The following is an 18,070-nucleotide window of genomic DNA, read 5'->3' as shown; positions in this document are numbered from 1 at the left end:
CAAATTGCATCTATACAGAAAATTGCCTTTCACCGCAAAATTTGCTACGATACAAGTGAATCTTCCGAACCGAAACGAGCGAAAGGAGAATGAGCGATGCCTCCACGGTTCGTGCTTGCATCCCGCTCCCCTCGACGAAGGCAGATCCTCGAGCTGGCCGGCTGGCCGTTTGATGTGCAGGAAAGCCATGCCGATGAGACGATTCCCCCCGGAACGCCCCCTGATGAAGCGGTTCAACTTCTTGCCCGCCGGAAAGTGGAGGCGGTGATGTCCTCTTTTCCCGACGCGTATGTTCTTGGCGCTGATACGATCGTTGTGTGCGATGGCCGCTTGTTAGGGAAGCCGCGCACGGAAGAAGAAGCATTCGCCATGCTGCGTCAGTTGTCCGGGCGGACGCATGACGTATGGACCGGTGTCGCCATCGCACTCCCTCAAGGGTCCATCACCTCGTTTGCGGAAAAAACAGCGGTGACGTTTTGGGAGCTCGATGACGAGGAAATCGCCGCCTATATTGCGACCGGGGAGCCGATGGACAAGGCGGGGGCGTATGGCATCCAAGGCCGCGCTGCCCTGTTTGTCAAACGGATCGAAGGCGACTATTTGACGGTCGTCGGCCTGCCGCTGTCGCGGACGGTGAGGGAATTGCGCCGGCTCGGGTGGCCGCCGGCATAGATCAAAGCAAAAGCGGCCGCCGTCTGGCGCTTTTTGGCAAAAGAACGCCCCCGCAAACGGATTCTGCTGTCGTACCGAGGGGCGGTTCAAGCCTCTCCATCTTTCGATGAAGCAAAACAAAAAAGGGGGAGTATGATGGCGTGGATGATCCGCGATGTTCCGAAAGACAGTCGGCCGCGTGAACGGCTGCTGTCATCAGGGCCGGAAAGTTTATCCGACCATGAACTGATCGCCATTTTGTTGCGCACGGGCACGAAGGAGGAGTCGGTCGTGCAGCTCGCCCAGCGTCTCCTTCGCCATTTTGAGGGGCTGAGACCGCTCAAAGACGCAACGGTCGAAGAAATGACGAACATCAAAGGGATCGGGCCGACGAAAGCCGTGCAAATTTTGGCGGCGTTGGAGCTCGGCCGACGCATCCACCAGTCCGGCTGCGCCGACCGCTATGTGATTCGCTGCCCGGAAGACGGAGCGAAATACGTCATGGAAGATATGCGCTTTTTATCGCAAGAACATTTTGTCGCCATTTATTTAAATACGAAAAATCAAGTCATCTACCGCAAAACGGTGTTCATCGGCAGTTTAAACGCCTCGATTGTCCATCCGCGCGAAGTGTTTAAAGAGGCGATCAAACGTTCCGCCGCCTCCGTCATTTGTGTGCATAACCACCCTTCTGGCGATCCGACTCCAAGCCGCGAAGACATCGATGTGACGAAACGGCTCGCGGAATGCGGCCGCATCATCGGCATCGAGCTCTTGGATCACCTCATCATCGGCGATCAAAAATTCGTCAGTTTGAAAGAAAAAGGCTACGTCTAGCGGTTCTCATTTTTTGTCGAATCAGTTATAATATCAACTATGGGTTTTTCCGAATCCGTTCGGGCGGTGTTGTACAATTTATAAATGACTTGACATCCGATCCATGTTGTCAATAGAAAATCATATGCATTTCGTTTCGGAAAGGAAGATCGATCATATGTTTGGAATTGGGACGAAAGATCTCGGGATTGATTTAGGAACAGCGAATACGCTCGTTTATGTGAAGGGAAAAGGGATCGTTTTGCGCGAGCCGTCGGTTGTCGCCATTCAGCGCGACACGAAGCAAATCGTCGCCGTCGGCAATGAAGCGAAAAACATGATCGGGCGCACGCCGGGCAACATCGTGGCGCTTCGTCCGATGAAAGACGGCGTCATCGCTGATTATGAAACGACGGCGACGATGATGAAATATTTCATTCGCAAGGCCGTCAAAACGAAAGGGTTGTTTGCCAGCAAGCCGTATGTGATGGTATGCGTGCCGTACGGCATCACAGCCGTGGAGGAGCGCGCGGTCATCGATGCGACTCGCCAGGCTGGAGCACGCGATGCCTATACGATTGAAGAACCATTTGCGGCCGCGATCGGCGCCAATTTGCCGGTGTGGGAGCCGACCGGGAGCATGGTCGTCGACATCGGCGGCGGTACGACTGAAGTGGCCGTGATTTCGCTCGGCGGCATCGTGACGAGCCAGTCGATTCGCATCGCCGGCGATGAAATGGATGAGGCGATCATTCAATACATCCGAAAAACGTACAATTTGATGATCGGAGAACGGACGGCGGAGGCGATTAAAGTCGAGATCGGCTCAGCCGGAAATCCGGAAGGAATCGGAAACATGGAAATTCGCGGCCGCGACTTGCTCACTGGGCTGCCAAAAACGATCGAAATCAGCGCCGAAGAAGTGGCTGAGGCGCTGCACGATACGGTCTATGCGATCGTCGAGTCGGTGAAAAACACGCTCGAAAAAACACCGCCGGAGCTAGCGGCTGACATTATGGACCGCGGCATCGTGCTGACAGGCGGCGGCGCTTTGTTGCGCAATTTGGACAAGGTCATCAGCAAAGAGACGGACATGCCGGTCATCGTCGCGGAAAATCCGCTTGATTGCGTGGCCATTGGCACCGGGAAAGCGCTCGACCACATCGACTTGTTTAAAAACAAGGCGAGAGACCATCGCTGACGGTAAGAAGGTGTGACGCATGCCACAGCTTTTTGGGAATAAGCGTCTCATTTTTTTGCTCGTCAGCATCGTCATCCTTGTCATGTTGATCGGCTTTTCCCTGCGCAGCCGCGAAGAATTGACGTGGCCGGAGCAGTTTGTAAAAGATACGGTCGGTTTTGTTCAGCTTCTGTTTGGGAAGCCCGCCCAGCAAGTCGCGGGCTTCTTTGAAAATGTGAGCGATCTTCGCCGTACATATAAGGAAAACGAACTGCTGAAGGCAAGACTTGAGGAATATGCGGCGCTTGAGACCGAGGTCGAGGCGCTGCGGCAAGAAAACGAACGGCTGCGCGCGTTGCTCGATAAAAAAGAGAGCTTGCGTGATTTTGTTTCGATTCAGGCGACGGTGATCGGGCGGAACCCGGATCGTTGGCGGGAAACGATCATCATCAACAAAGGCGAGCAACACGGCGTGAAAAAAGATATGGCCGTCATCACCCCAGCGGGGCTTGTCGGCAAGGTGCAGCACGCTTCCCAATTTACGTCCACTGTGCAGCTGTTAAGCGCGCTTGACCAAAACAACCGCATTTCCGCTTATATCCAAGGAAAGGAAAACGTGTTTGGGTTGATCGAAGGCTACGATGAGAAGCGACGCGAGTTGCTGCTCGGAGAAATTCCGATTGACGCCAAAGTGGAAAAAAGGCAAAAAGTGTTGACTTCCGGCCTTGGCGGCGTGTTTCCGAAAGGACTGCCGATCGGTGAGGTGACCGAGATCAAGCCGGACCAATACGGATTGACGAAAGTCGTCTATGTCAAGCCGTTTGCCAACTTGTATGATATTGACGACGTCATGATTGTGAAACGAACCATCGATGCAGCACTGCAGGAAAAGGAGGAGGCAAAGTGAACAAGTGGCGTCTCCCTTTCCTTGCGGTGTTATGTTTTGTGAGTGAGAGCCTGTTTGTTGATGTATGGCCAAAAGGCGACTTGTATGTCCACTATTTTTTTGTTCCCCGGTTTTTTCTTGTTTTTCTCGTGTTCACAGCGATGCATTTCGGCGGGACGCGGGCGATGGGGTACGGGTTCATCTTCGGTTTTCTGTATGACTGCGTCTACACAGAGCTGCTCGGTGTTTATGCGTTTGCCTATACGCTTATCGCCTACTTGGCGGGCAAAGCGATGAAATGGTTCCACCAAAACTGGTTCGTTGCATCGCTCTTGTCGCTGCTTTCCATTGTGCTGCTTGACAGTTATGTCTACGGCATCCAGCTGTTGATCGGGCGGACCGATTGGTCGTTTTCTGTTTTTTGGGACCGCCGTCTATGGCCGACGCTGCTTCTGAACGTCGCGTTTTTGCTCGTCTTTTCGTACCCGCTCGAACGGCGATTGGCCAAAATTCGCCGGTTTGAGCAGGAAGAATAAAAGAGGAAAAACGGCCCGTTTTGTAGAATTATTCGTTGGGGTGAACGTTGTGGCGAAACAAAAGCAGCAGTATGTGACGATTAAAGGGACGAAAGATGGGCTGACGCTGCATCTCGACGACCGCTGCTCGTATGACGATTTATTGAAAGAAATCGAGGAGCGGCTTGTCAAACAAGCTGGCGTCGCGCCAGACAGCCCCCTTGTCTCTGTTCATCTGAAAATTGGGAACCGCTATTTGACGCCTGCCCAAGAGGAAGAGGTGCGTGCGCTCATCCGCCGTTCAAAAAATTTGGTCGTCGATTCGATCGAAAGCAATGTCATGTCGAAAGCAGAAGCGATAGAATGGATGAGAAAAACGGAAATTGTGCCCGTTTCGCGCATTGTCCGTTCGGGACAAGTGCTTCATGTCGAAGGGGATTTGCTGCTGATCGGCGACGTGAACCCTGGCGGAACGGTCATTGCCGGAGGCAACATTTTCATTCTCGGCGCCTTGCGCGGCATCGCCCATGCCGGGTATGCCGGCAATAAACAGGCGATCATCGCTGCATCGGTCATGAAACCGATGCAGCTGCGCATCGGCGACATCATGAGCCGAGCGCCCGATTCGAAAACGGATGAAGGAAATGAAATGGAATGCGCCTATATTGATGAGCATAACCAAATTGTTGTCGACCGCCTTCAGCTGCTGATGCATTTGCGGCCGAATTTGACGCGCTTAGAAAGGAGAATGTGACCGTGGGAGAAGCGATCGTCATCACTTCCGGAAAAGGCGGCGTCGGCAAAACGACGACGACCGCGAACCTTGGGACGGCCCTCGCCATTCTAGGGAAGCGGGTGTGCCTTGTCGACACCGACATCGGGCTGCGCAACCTCGATGTCGTGCTTGGGCTTGAGAACCGAATTATTTATGATTTGGTCGATGTCGTGGAAGGGCGTTGCACAGTGCAAAAAGCGCTTGTGAAAGACAAGCGGTTCGATAACCATTTGTATTTGTTGCCGGCCGCGCAAACGAGCGATAAGTCGGCGGTCAACCCCGCGCAAATGAAACAGCTCATTGAGGAGCTGAAACAGGAATACGATTATGTGCTCATCGACTGTCCGGCTGGAATCGAACAAGGCTATCGCAACGCTGTCGCCGGCGCGGACGAAGCGATCGTCGTCACGACGCCGGAAGTGTCGGCGGTCCGCGACGCCGACCGCATCATCGGCTTGCTTGAAGCGGAGGAGCACGTCAAACCGCCGCGCCTCATCATCAACCGCATTCGCAGCCATATGGTGAAAAACGGCGATATGTTGGATGTCGACGAAATCATCTCGCATTTATCGATCGAGTTGCTCGGCATTATCGCCGACGATGAAAACGTGATCAAAGCGTCGAACCGCGGCGAGCCGATTGTGCTGGACCCAAACAGCAAAGCGTCGATCGCCTTCCGCAACATTGCCCGCCGCATCCTCGGCGAGTCGGTGCCGCTGCCGCCGCTAGAGGAAGAGGAGAAGGGGCTGTTTTCAAAGATTCGGAAAATATTTAGTTTGAAATCATGAAGTTGGCGCAAGAAGGCCGTTGAATGGGCCTTCTTTTTTTATTCATATTGTTGTGCCGTTTGGAATTCCTGATCTGTAACAACGGAAGCAGATGGTATCGATCGGTTGCGGCGCTCAGCCGAAACGTTGGTGTGAAACCGTTTGAGGGATTTGTTCGCGGACGTGTTCGGCGAGGCGCGGCGAAAAACGCTCGTTCATATTCCATGAGGTTGTCTCATAAATTAGTACAAACGTTGTTGGAAAGGTGGAGGGGGGACGTATGGATCGACGCGTCCGTGAGATGAAAAAACGCATTGAAAAACGAAGAAGGGAACGTCAATATAAGGGGCAGGTTCCAAAAGAATCTAGATGGAGCGCCGCTGATGAGGAGCGGTACGGGCTGCCGGTCGTCACGTATGACCGCTATTCGTTTGAATCCGCTCCCCATCCGTTGTTCCGCAAAGAATGGTTTTTATTCAAAACACTCATCGCTGCCTGTCTCGTGCTCGTGACGGCCATTTTGTTCCGGCATCCGTCCGCTTCCCTCGAGCCGGCGCGGCAGTTTATTGCCCGGACGATGGAAACCGAGTTTCAGTTTGCGGCTGTCTCAGCGTGGTATGAGAAAGCGTTCGGTGAGCCGCTCGCTTTTTTTGCACCGCAAAAAGAAACGAAGACGAAACCGGCGCCTTCCTACGCTGTGCCCGCTTCCGGCCGGGTGTTGGAGAGCTTTGACCAAAACGGGCAAGGAGTGATGATCGAAACCGAGAATGGAGCCAAAGTGGAAGCGATGAAAGAAGGAATTGTCACCTTTGCCGGTACGAAAGACCGTCTTGGCAAAACGGTCATCATCCAACATGCGGACGGCACGGAGACGTGGTACGGACATTTGGGGGCCATTTCAGTGAAATTGTATGACTTTGTTGAAATGGGGCAGGAAGTTGGCACGGCCGAGGCGAGCGAGACAAATAAACAGAAAGGGCTGTTTTATTTTGCGATTAAACAAGGAGATGAATTTATCGATCCGATTCAGGTGATCTCCTTTGAATAAGTATATGGCGCTGCTCGGGAAGATGCACGTCCACCCGCTGTTATGGCTGATCGGCGGTATCGCGGTGCTTACCGCCCATTTCAAGCAGCTTTGCCTGTTGTTTTTCATCGTCCTCGTTCATGAGCTCGGCCATGCGGCGGCAGCCGCGTTTTTCGCATGGCGGGTGAAGCGGATTTTGCTGCTGCCGTTCGGCGGAGTGGCGGAAGTCGAAGAGCACGGCAACCGGCCGTTTGGCGAGGAGTGGATCGTGACGCTCGCCGGGCCGGCCCAGCATCTGTGGCTCACAGCGGCGGCGTTTTTTTTGTGGAAGGCCGGCATGATGGATGGCGGGAGCTGGGAGCTCTTTTTTCGCTACAATGCGGCCATTTTCGCTTTGAACTTGCTGCCGATCTGGCCGCTGGATGGAGGCAAGCTATTGTTTTTGCTGCTGTCCTACCGCCGCCCGTTCAGCGAAGCGCACCGGAACACGGTCGCCATATCGGCCGCCGTGCTTGCTGTCGGCGTCGTTCTTTTGTTTGTGTTGGCGCCGCGCCAGCTTGATTTATGGGCGATCGCCGCCTTTTTGGCGCATGCTCTTTGGCAGGAGCAAAAGCAGCATCCGTATGTCGTTATGCGCTTTTTGCTTGAGCGGTATTATGGAAACAAAGGCGGCTATACAAAGCTGCGGACGATTACGGCGCCGGCGGACGAACGCATCTCGGCCGTGCTGCAGCGATTTTACCGCGGACAAAAGCATGCGATCATCGTCGTTCGCGACGGGCGCGAACGGGCGACGCTCGATGAAAACGAGCTGCTGCATGCGTTTTTTGCCGAAAAGCAAGCCGATGCGCCGCTTGGCGCTCTCATCTATTGATCGCGGCTATAGATAGATGCAACAAAAACGTTTCACATATCCTTGATGGAAAAGTTGCTTATCTATGTTTTTGACTGTCGGAGGCAAGCCTGTGGTTTGGGAGGCCGAACGACCGCTCGCTTCACAGACCCATACATGGGTCTGAAAGCGGCGTTGTTCGGTCGCTCGACAGTCGATCCAATGCTCGGTAAAAGCTGCAAATGTGAAAGCTTCAAATGGCATCTATATAGTCGTTTGCACCGTTTCATCATCGCCCGCCGGGGGACGAAGATGACGGTTGACGGACGGCCGTTTCTATGTTACGATAGATGACGTTGTAGACTTTTTGTCCTGCCAACAAGGGCAAAAGAGGGCGGCTGTCGCAAAAAGACGCACCCGCACTACAACCGCTCAGCGCGGGCGATGAAGCGCTCCGTCTTGGGCCGCCTTGGCGCTGGCGAGTCTGAGTCCATGAAGGAGGTGCGATGCATGTACGCAATTATCGAAACTGGCGGCAAACAATTGAAAGTCGAAGAAGGCCAAGAAATTTACATCGAAAAATTGGATGCGAATGAAGGCGATACGGTCACGTTTGACAAAGTGCTGTTCGTCGGCGGGGAAACGGTGAAAATCGGCAACCCGACGGTCGAAGGCGCAACCGTGACGGCGAGAGTGCAAAAACACGGCCGACAAAAGAAAATTATCGTCTTCAAATATAAAGCGAAAAAGAACTATCGCCGCAAACAAGGCCACCGTCAGCCGTACACGAAAGTCGTCATCGAAAAAATCAACGCGTAACGATGATCCGCGTCACGATTGAACGGGAAGCGGACGGCCGCATCCGCGCGTTTACGATGGAAGGGCACGCCCATTTTGCGAAACGCGGGCAGGACATTGTATGCGCCGGCGCTTCGGCGGTCTCGTTCGGCACGATCAACGCCATCGAGACACTTATTGGCGTAAGCCCGCATGTTTCGCTCGGCAAAGACGGCGGCTATCTCCGCTGCGAGCTTCCAAAGCTGGAAGGAGCGGCGGCAGAGAAAGTGCAGTTGTTGTTGGAAGCGATGGTCGTTTCGCTAAAGACGATCGAACGCGATTACGGAACATTTATCCGCGTGACATCCATCTAGCGGGAGGTGACTGCCATGCTGAGACTTGACCTGCAATTTTTTGCTTCGAAAAAAGGGGTCGGTTCGACGAAAAACGGCCGCGACTCGATCGCGAAACGTCTTGGCGCAAAACGGGCTGACGGTCAATTCGTCACCAGCGGTTCGATTTTGTACCGTCAACGCGGAACGAAAGTCCATCCGGGCTTGAACGTCGGCCGCGGCGGCGACGATACGCTGTATGCGAAAATCGACGGCATCGTCCGCTTCGAGCGGCTCGGCCGCGACCGCAAACGCGTCAGCGTCTACCCGGTCAGCCAAGAAGCGTAATCGATGTGAAAAAACTCTAACCGTTCGGTTAGAGTTTTTTCTTTTTGGCGTAGAAAAATCGTTCCCGTTCAATGTCAAAAAATGTTATAGTAAAAGTACATGCCTCCCCCATGGAGGCGGAAGTCCAAGCGAGGCAGGGAGCCTACGCTTAGTGGATAGGGGAGCGTTGGATGGAGAAGCGATGGACTGTCGTTGAGGTGATGCGCCATGCCCGCCATGACTGGCTGAACAAAATCCAGCTCATCAAAGGGCATTTGGCGCTCAATAAAATCGAACGGGTGCAGGAAATCATTGAAGACATGATCGCCGAGATGCATCAGGAAACACGGTTGACGAACTTGAAAGCCGAGCAGTTCGCTGAGCTTGTCATGACTTATAACTGGGAGCCGCGCCCGCTTTTTCTTGAGTATGAAATCACGGACGGCGAAGCCGATTGGTCGCGGTGCGATGAGCAGCTGACTGAATGGTGCCGCCAATTTTTTCACCTGCTTGAAGCGCAATCCGATGAGCGGACAGAAAACCATTTATGTTTGTCCATTGAGCTGTCCGACCGACGGGCGGCGCTGTTTTTGGATTATTGCGGCACGTTTCGAGATGGCGAAGCCATTCGCACTTGGCTTAAGCGCTGCGAACCATCACCGCCGCTTCGGCTCGCGTCGTTTGCCGTTGGCGAGGGCGAATTGACGGTGGAGCTTGAGCTTTTGGCGGCGGAATCTTGACCATTGGTTGGACGAAGGAAAATGGAAGGCAAAGCTTATTTTGCCCTAAGAGGTGCGAACGGATCGATCCAATCGGACCGAAAAGCGGCGGCTGGGCTTGAGCCGTCCCGCCAGCCCGCAGACGGCCGGTGCTTGCGTACATATTGACATCATGGAATCGACTCTGTATACAATAATAAGTATTAGTCATACTCATTTCGCCATGATACCATGATGGAAGCGAATCGGAGGAACAGCCATGTTTGTTGATCAGGTGAAAATTTATGTGAAAGGCGGGGACGGCGGAAACGGCATGGTCGCGTTCCGCCGGGAAAAATACGTCCCAAAAGGCGGGCCGGCCGGCGGAGACGGCGGCAAAGGCGGCGATGTCGTCTTTGTCGTTGATGAAGGGCTGCGGACGTTGATGGATTTCCGCTACCAGCGCCATTTTAAAGCGCCGCGCGGCGAAAACGGCATGTCGAAAAACCAGCATGGCAAAAATGCGGAAGACTTGATTGTCAAAGTGCCCCCAGGCACCGTTGTCATCGATGCGGATACGAACGAAGTGCTCGCCGATTTGACCGAGGCGGGGCAGCGGTTTGTCGTCGCCAAAGGCGGGCGCGGCGGGCGCGGCAACACCCGATTTGCGACGGCGTCCAACCCAGCGCCGGAAATTGCGGAAAACGGCGAACCGGGCGAAGAGCGCAACATCATTTTAGAGCTGAAGCTTCTCGCTGACGTCGGGCTGGTCGGGTTTCCAAGCGTCGGCAAATCGACGCTGCTGTCGGTCGTCTCCGCAGCCCGTCCGAAAATCGCCGAGTACCATTTTACGACGCTCGTTCCGAACTTGGGCGTTGTCGAAACGGAAGACGGGCGCAGTTTTGTGATGGCCGACTTGCCGGGATTGATTGAAGGGGCCCATCAAGGGGTCGGGCTCGGGCATCAGTTTTTGCGCCATATTGAACGGACGCGTGTCATCGTCCATGTCATCGACATGGCGGCGGTCGAAGGGCGCGATCCGTACAACGATTATCTCGTCATCAACGAAGAGCTGAAACAGTACAATTTGCGCTTGACCGAGCGGCCGCAAATTGTTGCCGCCAATAAAATGGACATGCCGAACGCCGAAGAAAATTTGCGCCGCTTCAAAGAGAAAGTCGGCGATGCGGTGCCAGTCTTTCCGATTTCTGCAGCGACAAGACAAGGAGTGCGCGAGCTGTTGTTTGCCATCGCCGACCTGTTGGAAACGACGCCGGAATTCCCGCTTCATGAACGGGAAGATCCGGCCGTGCAGCGCGTCGTGTACAAATATGAAAAAGAGGAGCCGCCGTTTACGATCACCCGCGCCAGCGACGGAGCATTCATTTTGGCGGGCGACAAAATTGAAAAGTTGTTTAAGATGACGGATTTCTCGCGCGAAGAATCGGTGCGCCGCTTCGCCCGCCAGCTGAAGGCGATGGGGGTGGATGATGCGCTGCGTGAGCGCGGCGCGAAAGACGGAGACACGATCCGGTTGCTTGATTACGAGTTCGAGTTTGTCGACGACTGGGATGAATAGAGCGGGGGAAGATGCGGTGGAGAAAAAATTTTATTTGGTGCGCGAAGACGTCCTGCCGGAAGCGATGAAGAAAGTCGTGCTCGCGAAACAGCTGCTTGAGCGGAAAAAAGCCGCCTCGGTTGCCGAGGCGGCGCAGCTCGCCAACATCAGCCGCGGTGTGTTTTACAAATACCGCGATGCCATTTTTCCGTTCCAAGCGGTGACGAAAGAAAACATCGTCACGCTCTTTTTCCATTTAGAAGACCGCTCCGGAACGTTGTCACAGCTGCTTGGCGTTGTGGCGGCGGCCGGCTGCAACGTGCTGACCATCCATCAAACGATTCCGCTTCAAGGGAGGGCGAACGTGACGCTGTCGGTCAGCACAAACGATATGAACGAGGAGATTGATGAGCTCCTCGCTAAGCTCAAACAGCTCGAATTTGTCGAAAAAGTGGAAATTGTCGGTTCGGGAGTGTATTAAAGCAAGGGAGAGGCAAACGAGATGAAAATCGGTTATTTAGGACCGAAGGCGACGTTCACCGAAGCGGCGGCTGCTCTTCTTTTTCCGTCGCAGCCGCGGGAGCCGTATGACACGATTCCCGATTGCATTGACGCCGCGGCGGCCGGAGAGATTGAAGCGGCCGTGGTGCCGCTCGAGAACGCCTTGGAAGGATCGGTCAATTTGACACTCGACTATTTAATTCACGAACAGCCGTTGCCGATCATCGGCGAAATCGTTGTGCCCATCGAGCAACATTTGATGGTGCACCCATATTTCACCCCGCATTGGCGCGAAGTGAAAGAAGTGTATTCCCACTCGCACGCCATTGCCCAATGCCGGAAGTTTTTGCATACGGTGCTGAAAGGGGCGAAGCAAGTGCCGATGACGTCAACGAGCGCCGCCGCGAAATTTGTGAGCGAGCATCCGCACTTGCCGGCGGCGGCGATCGCCAACCGGCTGGCGGCGGAAAAATACGGGCTGGTGATCGTGCAGGAAAACGTCCACGATTACGATTACAACCATACGCGCTTTATTGTCGTCAGCCGGCGCAAAGAGACGCTTTCGCCTGCTTCGCCTCTTTATGCCGGCGACAAGACGACCGTGGTCGTCATGCTGCCGCAAGACCGTCCGGGCGCACTCCATCAAGTGTTATCAGCGTTTGCCTGGCGGCGGCTCAACTTGACGAAAATCGAATCGCGCCCAGCGAAAACGGGCCTTGGAAATTATTTCTTTATTATTGACATCGACGCGCCGATGGATGACGTCCTCATCCCGGGGGCGATCGCGGAAATTGAGGCGCTCGGCTGCACTGTGCAGCTGTTGGGCAGCTATCCATATTATTTTGCTTGACACAGACAAAAACACGCGGGCGGTCTGCTGCCGTCCGCCTGTTCCTTTTTAGACGGCCCGCCGCGCAGTATTCCGCAGGGAATGAACCGATGTTCGGCCAGGTCCAGTTTACGCTTCGATGAGAAAGCCGGCTTGTTTCAAGGCGCGGCAGGCGGCGTCAAGCTTCACTGGTGAATCGGCTTCCAGCGTATGCAAATGGGTTCCGTCCGTCAGCTGCAACAAATACGACGATTTTGTCGCCTCGATTTTGGCGATGAATTGGTCGACTTCCAGGCGGTTGCTCACCATGATCGAGGCGGTTAAATCGCCGTAAACCGGATGCTCGATTTTGACGTCCTTGACTGTCACGCCGCAATCCACGAGCAAATACAACTCTTCTTTCGTCTGTTCTGGCGTATGGAAGCAGGCGACCGTCCTCGTGTACGTTTTGGCCGGTTCAGCCGGCTTTAAATACAAATAGCCTTGGCTTGTGGCGATGATTGGTTCGTTGCGCGCCTTTAACAGTGAAATGTCTTGGACGATCACTTGGCGGCTGACGTTCGTTTTCGCTGCCAGCTCAGCCCCCGTGAGCGGCGCTTCGCTTTCTTTCAACCATTGCAAAATGAGCTGGCGCCGCCTTTCCCCTAAAATTTTCTTTTCCTCTTTCACCTGCCATTCCTCCTTTCATGCCGATGTAAGTCGCTCCAATGTGGAAACGAACTGGTCGATCTCCGCTTCGGTCGTGGCCGCGCCCAATGAGACGCGGATGAATTGCTTCGCTTCTTCAGGCGTTTTCCCGACGGCGAGCATCGTCCGCGACGGCGCTTGCAGCCCGACTTGGCAGGCGCTGCCGGTGGAAATGGCGATGCCGGCGCGGTTGCATTCAAGCATCACAAGCTGCCCTTCGTACCCAGCGACGGACAAACCGATAATATGGGCAAGACGGAAATCGGGATGGCCTTCCACCGCCACCGGCAGCTGTTTGGCGGCGATGGCGTGAAGCAACCGATTCCGCAGTCGTTCCAAACGCGACTGTTCGTCCGCCATTCGTCGATGGAGCTGCTGCGCGGCCGTAATGAAGGCGGCAATACCCGGTACGTTGACCGTTCCCGGCCGAAAGCCTGATTCGTGCGTCGCTCCCGGGAATACCGGCTTCCAATGCCGGCGCGGGTTGATGTACACAGCGCCGACCCCTTTGGGACCGTACACTTTATGGGCGGAAACGGATAGGCTGTCTAGTCCTATCTCTTGAACATCTAGCTGTATTTTAGCAAAAGTTTGCACGCAGTCGCTATGAAAAAGGACGCCGTGCGCCCGCAGGAGGCGGCCGATGTCGGCAAGCGGCTGAATCGTGCCGATTTCCGAGTTGGCGTGCTGGATGGAAGCAAGGATTGTCTTCGGCGTGATCGCCCGCTCCAAATCGGCAAGTCGAATGCGCCCGAATCGGTCGACGGGCAAATACGTGACCGTATATCCTTCTGTTTCCAGCTGTTTGAACAGGTGATGGAGCGAGGCATGCTCGATTTCGGTCGTGATCAGGTGGTTTCCCTTATGCCGGTAGGCGGCAGCTAGCGAACGGATCGCGAGCACGTTCGCTTCCGTTCCGCCGCTTGTGAAATAGATCCCTTCCGCTTCTCCGTTAATCATGGCGGCGAGTTCGCGCCGGCATAAGGCAAGCAGTTGTTTCGCTTTCGTTCCGATGTCATGCAAGCTGCTTTCGTTGCCAAAGTAAACGGACGCCGCTTCAGCGTAAGCGGCGATCGCCTCTTGGCACATTGGCGTCGTTGCCGCGTAATCCAAATAAATCATATTCCCCCGCCTTTGCATCATTTTTTTCGCCAAACCTCTTGCCATTAGTTTAAATATGTGTAAATATAGATGTCAAGACAGTTGAAAAGAAAGGGGCGTCCGAGAGTGAAGGAAGGTGGCGTGATTATCGTCGGAAGCGGGCTGGCGGCGTTAACGGTCGCGTATCATTTATCTGAGCTCGACCATGTGATGATATTCACAAAAAAACGTTGCACCGACAGCAATTCATGGCGGGCGCAAGGAGGGGTGGCCGCGGCGCTGGCAGAGAGCGACGATTGGCGCGCTCATTTCCGCGATACGATGGTCGCCGGCTGCTTTCATAACGATGAACGAATGGTCGAACGGCTTGTCCGCGAAGGGCCGAGGCGGCTGCAAGAATGGATCAACGCCGGCATGGCGTTTGATCGGGACGAACGCGGCCGGTTTTGTTTCGGCCTTGAAGGCGGGCATAGCCACCGCCGGATTTTGCACGCCGGCGGCGATCAAACGGGCAAAGCACTCGTTTCGTTTTTGCTTGAGCGGCTCGAGGGACGCGTATGGATGGAAGAAGGCGAGCAGGTGATTGATTTGCTTGTGGAAGAGGGGCGTTGCGTCGGGGTGAAAACGAAGCGGGAAGACGGTTCGGTGTCCATTTGGCCGGCGTCGGCCGTCGTGTTGGCGACCGGTGGATGCGCCGGATTGTATACGTTCACTTCCAATGCGCCGACGGCGACTGGCGACGGCATTGCCATGGCGTACCGCGCCGGTGCGGCGGTGGCGGATATGGAGTTTATCCAATTTCATCCGACGATGCTCGTTGCCGGCGGAAAAGCGGTCGGGCTCGTCTCGGAAGCGGTGCGCGGCGAAGGGGCGGTGCTTGAGGCGGAAGACGGAAGACCGCTGATGGACGGCGTCCATCCGCTTCGCGATCTCGCTCCGCGCGACATCGTCGCCCGAGCGATCGCGGCGGAACTCGATCGCGGCGGCCGCGTCTATTTGAATATTTCCCGCGTGTCCCACTTCCGCCGCCGCTTTCCGACGATCGCCGCGCTATGTGAGGCCTATGGAGTCGACCTTGAAGCCGGCCGCCTTCCTGTCGCGCCGGGCGCCCATTTTTTAATGGGCGGCGTTGTCGTCAACGAGTGGGGGCAGACGACGGTTCCGGGCTTGTACGCCGTCGGGGAAGCGGCGTGCACCGGTGTGCACGGCGCCAACCGGCTCGCGAGCAACTCGTTGCTTGAAGCGATCGTCTTTGGATTCCGTGCAGCCTGCGCCATCCGCCGTCAGGCGGCGTGGCCGGAAACGGTGCACCGAGCGGATTCATCCAGCCCGCGTCGTTTGATTGTACCACGGCTGCCAGAGCGGGCGCTCATTCGCGAACAGCTGTCAACGTTTGTCGGCATCGTCCGCAACGGCGATCGGCTTCGCAAAGCGGTCGACTGGTTGGAACAGTTTTCGTTGCCGGATTGGCTGGATGGCGACCTTGAACGATTGTCGGCAGAGGAGATTGAAACAGGATACATGTTGCTAGTGGGCTGGCTTGTCGCTTCATCAGCGCTTGGGCGCACGGAAAGCCGCGGCGGCCATTACCGGAGCGATTTTCCGCGTGAATGCCCAAAGTGGCGGGGGCGGCGCCTCGTGCGGACGAAAGAAGAGTGGGCCCGCCTTGGGGCTGGGAGGTAAAGCGGCAAAGAAAACGGAGGGATGAAAGATGAACCGGTTGAAGCTCGAACAACTGTTGCGACAGTTTTTTCTTGAAGATATTGGCGACGGCGATGTGACGAGCGAGACGATTTTTCCGGCTCATGAACGGGCATCAGGCATGTTTATGGCCAAAGCCGATGGGGTGGTGGCCGGCGTCGGCATGATTGCGGCGGGCTATCAGCTGCTGGATCCGCGCGTCGAAGTAACCATCATGAAACAGGACGGCGAACGGGTCCAAGCCGGCGAAACGATCGCCGTCGCATCCGGCCCGGTCGGGCCGCTGTTGTCCGGTGAGCGCGTCATTTTAAACTTGCTGCAGCGGTTAAGCGGCATTGCCACCGTGACGCGACAGGCCGTTGACTTGCTTGGCAATAGCTCCACACGCATTTGCGACACGCGGAAAACGACGCCGGGGCTGCGCATGCTTGAAAAATATGCCGTCACATGCGGCGGCGGCTATAATCACCGCTTTGGTCTGTACGACGGTGTCATGATTAAAGACAACCATATCGCCTTTTGCGGATCGATCGCCCGCGCCGTCAAAACGGTGCGGGAGCGGCTTGGGCATATGGTGAAAATCGAAGTAGAGACCGAAACGGAAGACGAAGTGCTCGAGGCGGTCGAAGCCGGGGCGGATGTCATTATGTTTGACAACCGGACGCCGGATGAGGTGCGGGCGTTCGTCCGGCTTGTGCCAAAGCCGATCATCACGGAAGCGTCGGGGGGAATTACGCTCGCCAATGTGGCGGCGTACGGCGCGACCGGAGTCGACTACATTTCGCTCGGATGTTTAACCCATTCCGCCCCGGCGCTCGATATGAGTTTCAATTTGCGATAATGGAGGGGAGAACCGTGAACGTCCTTGAACAGTCGAAACGGCTGGATGAGATGCCGGAATGGTATAAAACGATGGAACGAAGCGAGCTCGAAGCACGCGCCCGCGCGGTGAAAGAACGGTTCGGCCGGCGCCTTTTCATCCCGGGTCATCACTACCAAAAGGATGAGGTCATTCAGTTCGCCGATGCGACCGGCGATTCGCTTCAGCTTGCCCAGCTCGCGGCAAAAAACAGCGAAGCCGAATATATTGTGTTTTGCGGCGTCCATTTTATGGCAGAAACCGCCGATATTTTAACGAGCGACGACCAAACGGTCATTTTGCCGGACTTGCGCGCCGGCTGTTCAATGGCCGATATGGCCGATCTTTTCCAAGTCGAGCGGGCATGGGCGGCGCTTATTGAGCGGTTTGGCGAGACGATCGTGCCGCTTGTGTACGTCAATTCGACCGCGGCGATTAAAGCGTTTGTCGGCCGCCATGGCGGAGCGACCGTCACCTCGTCGAACGCGAAAAAGATGATGGCTTGGGCGTTTTCACGGAATGAACGGATTTTCTTTTTGCCGGATCAGCATTTAGGGAGAAATACGGCCTATGCGCTCGGCATCCGTCTTGACGAGATGGCGGTGTGGGATCCGCATGAGGAGACGCTCCAAGGGGCGGACGATCTTGACAAGGTGAAAGTCATTCTTTGGAAAGGACATTGCTCCGTGCATGAAAACTTCACCGTGCGACAAATCGAGCATATTCGACGGATGAAGCCGGGAATCCATGTCATCGTCCATCCGGAATGCAGCTGGGAGGTCGTCCAGCAAGCAGACTACGCCGGTTCGACAAAATACATTATTGAAACGATCCGCAATGCTCCACCCGGCACCCAGTGGGCGATTGGAACGGAAATGAATTTGGTGAACCGGCTGAAGCATGAACATCCAGACAAAGAAATCGTTTCTCTCAATCCATATATGTGCCCGTGTTTAACGATGAATCGAATTGATTTGCCGCATTTCGTCTGGGCGCTCGAATCGCTTGAGCAAGGAGCGATCGTCAATCGCATCACCGTTCCGAAAGACATCGCCGCAGAGGCAAAAGAGGCGCTCGACCGCATGCTTTCGCTTGCCTAGCTTTTTCCCTGGCTTGACGAGGAGGGATCCTCGTTCGGTCAGGGATTTTTTTATCATAAATCAACGATCATCGTCATACATTGTGTTGAAAGACGATAACGGGAAACAAGCATGGTTCGATCGAGCGTAAACAGTCTCGGTTTAGGAGGGG

21 protein-coding genes and 1 other annotated feature are annotated in these 18,070 nt (G+C 55.1%); of the genes, 19 read left to right on the top strand and 2 right to left on the bottom strand.

What is annotated here, in order from left to right; translation table 11 throughout:
- The first annotated feature begins 96 nt into the window (after positions 1-96).
- The 16 genes from GHH_RS13260 to pheA all read left to right on the top strand — a co-directional run bounded on the left by GHH_RS13260 (position 97) and on the right by pheA (position 12,492).
- A complete protein-coding gene (locus GHH_RS13260) occupies positions 97-672 on the top strand; it encodes a nucleoside triphosphate pyrophosphatase (protein WP_015375502.1) in 576 nt (191 codons plus the stop codon).
- A gap of 135 nt (positions 673-807) precedes the next feature.
- Positions 808-1,488, top strand: a complete 681-nt coding sequence (gene radC, locus GHH_RS13255; protein ID WP_015375501.1) for a DNA repair protein RadC — start codon at positions 808-810, stop codon at positions 1,486-1,488.
- Between the two features lie 157 nt (positions 1,489-1,645).
- Positions 1,646-2,668 (top strand): rod shape-determining protein, encoded by a 1,023-nt coding sequence (locus GHH_RS13250; RefSeq protein WP_011232093.1) that lies wholly within the window; start codon positions 1,646-1,648, stop codon positions 2,666-2,668.
- Between the two features lie 19 nt (positions 2,669-2,687).
- On the top strand, positions 2,688-3,554 hold the full coding sequence (gene mreC / locus GHH_RS13245; RefSeq protein WP_015375500.1) for a rod shape-determining protein MreC: 867 nt from the start codon (positions 2,688-2,690) through the stop codon (positions 3,552-3,554).
- A complete protein-coding gene (mreD, locus tag GHH_RS13240) occupies positions 3,551-4,069 on the top strand; it encodes a rod shape-determining protein MreD (RefSeq protein ID WP_015375499.1) in 519 nt (172 codons plus the stop codon). The genes mreC and mreD overlap by 4 nt, the downstream gene beginning before the upstream one ends.
- A 40-nt stretch (positions 4,070-4,109) precedes the next feature.
- Positions 4,110-4,802 (top strand): septum site-determining protein MinC, encoded by a 693-nt coding sequence (minC, locus tag GHH_RS13235; protein ID WP_013144614.1) that lies wholly within the window; start codon positions 4,110-4,112, stop codon positions 4,800-4,802.
- Positions 4,803-4,804: 2 nt separating this feature from the next.
- Positions 4,805-5,611, top strand: a complete 807-nt coding sequence (gene minD, locus GHH_RS13230; RefSeq protein ID WP_014196423.1) for a septum site-determining protein MinD — start codon at positions 4,805-4,807, stop codon at positions 5,609-5,611.
- Positions 5,612-5,870: 259 nt separating this feature from the next.
- Positions 5,871-6,638, top strand: a complete 768-nt coding sequence (locus GHH_RS13225) for a M23 family metallopeptidase (RefSeq protein WP_015375498.1) — start codon at positions 5,871-5,873, stop codon at positions 6,636-6,638.
- A complete protein-coding gene (locus tag GHH_RS13220; RefSeq protein ID WP_015375497.1) occupies positions 6,631-7,491 on the top strand; it encodes a site-2 protease family protein in 861 nt (286 codons plus the stop codon). Before GHH_RS13225 ends, GHH_RS13220 begins: the two co-directional genes overlap by 8 nt.
- Before the next feature lie 374 nt (positions 7,492-7,865).
- Positions 7,866-7,945 (top strand) — a sequence feature (ribosomal protein L21 leader region).
- A gap of 14 nt (positions 7,946-7,959) precedes the next feature.
- Positions 7,960-8,268, top strand: coding sequence for a 50S ribosomal protein L21 (rplU, locus tag GHH_RS13215; protein ID WP_011232086.1), 309 nt, complete (start codon positions 7,960-7,962; stop codon positions 8,266-8,268).
- Between the two features lie 2 nt (positions 8,269-8,270).
- Positions 8,271-8,600 carry a ribosomal-processing cysteine protease Prp gene (locus tag GHH_RS13210; protein WP_015375496.1) on the top strand — a complete coding sequence of 110 codons (330 nt, stop codon included), beginning with the start codon at positions 8,271-8,273 and terminating at the stop codon, positions 8,598-8,600.
- Positions 8,601-8,615: 15 nt separating this feature from the next.
- Positions 8,616-8,906 carry a 50S ribosomal protein L27 gene (gene rpmA, locus GHH_RS13205; RefSeq protein WP_011232084.1) on the top strand — a complete coding sequence of 97 codons (291 nt, stop codon included), beginning with the start codon at positions 8,616-8,618 and terminating at the stop codon, positions 8,904-8,906.
- A 170-nt stretch (positions 8,907-9,076) separates the two neighbouring features.
- On the top strand, positions 9,077-9,625 hold the full coding sequence (locus GHH_RS13200; protein WP_015375495.1) for a sporulation initiation phosphotransferase B: 549 nt from the start codon (positions 9,077-9,079) through the stop codon (positions 9,623-9,625).
- A 238-nt stretch (positions 9,626-9,863) separates the two neighbouring features.
- A complete protein-coding gene (gene obgE, locus GHH_RS13195) occupies positions 9,864-11,162 on the top strand; it encodes a GTPase ObgE (RefSeq protein ID WP_011232082.1) in 1,299 nt (432 codons plus the stop codon).
- 16 nt (positions 11,163-11,178) lie between these two features.
- Entirely contained in the window at positions 11,179-11,622 is a 444-nt protein-coding gene (locus GHH_RS13190) for an ACT domain-containing protein (RefSeq protein WP_011232081.1), read from the top strand.
- 21 nt (positions 11,623-11,643) lie between these two features.
- Positions 11,644-12,492, top strand: coding sequence for a prephenate dehydratase (gene pheA, locus GHH_RS13185; RefSeq protein ID WP_015375494.1), 849 nt, complete (start codon positions 11,644-11,646; stop codon positions 12,490-12,492).
- 108 nt (positions 12,493-12,600) lie between these two features.
- Here the strand turns inward: pheA and GHH_RS13180 are convergent, their stop codons facing one another.
- Together GHH_RS13180 and GHH_RS13175 are read right to left on the bottom strand one after the other, a co-directional pair.
- Positions 12,601-13,140, bottom strand: coding sequence for a transcription repressor NadR (locus GHH_RS13180; RefSeq protein WP_013144620.1), 540 nt, complete (start codon positions 13,138-13,140; stop codon positions 12,601-12,603).
- A 15-nt stretch (positions 13,141-13,155) separates the two neighbouring features.
- On the bottom strand, positions 13,156-14,280 hold the full coding sequence (locus tag GHH_RS13175; RefSeq protein ID WP_013524233.1) for an IscS subfamily cysteine desulfurase: 1,125 nt from the start codon (positions 14,278-14,280) through the stop codon (positions 13,156-13,158).
- A gap of 69 nt (positions 14,281-14,349) precedes the next feature.
- Between GHH_RS13175 and nadB the strand changes: the two genes are divergently transcribed.
- Genes nadB through nadA form a run of 3 tightly spaced genes read left to right on the top strand, consistent with a single transcriptional unit; the run spans position 14,350 to position 17,919 of the window.
- Positions 14,350-15,942 carry an L-aspartate oxidase gene (nadB, locus tag GHH_RS13170; RefSeq protein ID WP_201764076.1) on the top strand — a complete coding sequence of 531 codons (1,593 nt, stop codon included), beginning with the start codon at positions 14,350-14,352 and terminating at the stop codon, positions 15,940-15,942.
- Positions 15,943-15,970: 28 nt separating this feature from the next.
- Positions 15,971-16,801: a carboxylating nicotinate-nucleotide diphosphorylase gene (nadC, locus tag GHH_RS13165; protein ID WP_015375492.1), complete on the top strand. Its 831-nt coding sequence runs from the start codon at positions 15,971-15,973 to the stop codon at positions 16,799-16,801.
- A gap of 14 nt (positions 16,802-16,815) precedes the next feature.
- Positions 16,816-17,919 carry a quinolinate synthase NadA gene (gene nadA / locus GHH_RS13160; RefSeq protein WP_015375491.1) on the top strand — a complete coding sequence of 368 codons (1,104 nt, stop codon included), beginning with the start codon at positions 16,816-16,818 and terminating at the stop codon, positions 17,917-17,919.
- Positions 17,920-18,070 lie beyond the last annotated feature (151 nt).

Source organism: Geobacillus sp. GHH01, assembly GCF_000336445.1.
In the GTDB taxonomy this organism is placed as follows: domain Bacteria; phylum Bacillota; class Bacilli; order Bacillales; family Anoxybacillaceae; genus Geobacillus; species Geobacillus zalihae.
Note: the sequence above shows the minus strand (reverse complement) of the source record. Positions and strands in the feature narration are given on the sequence as shown.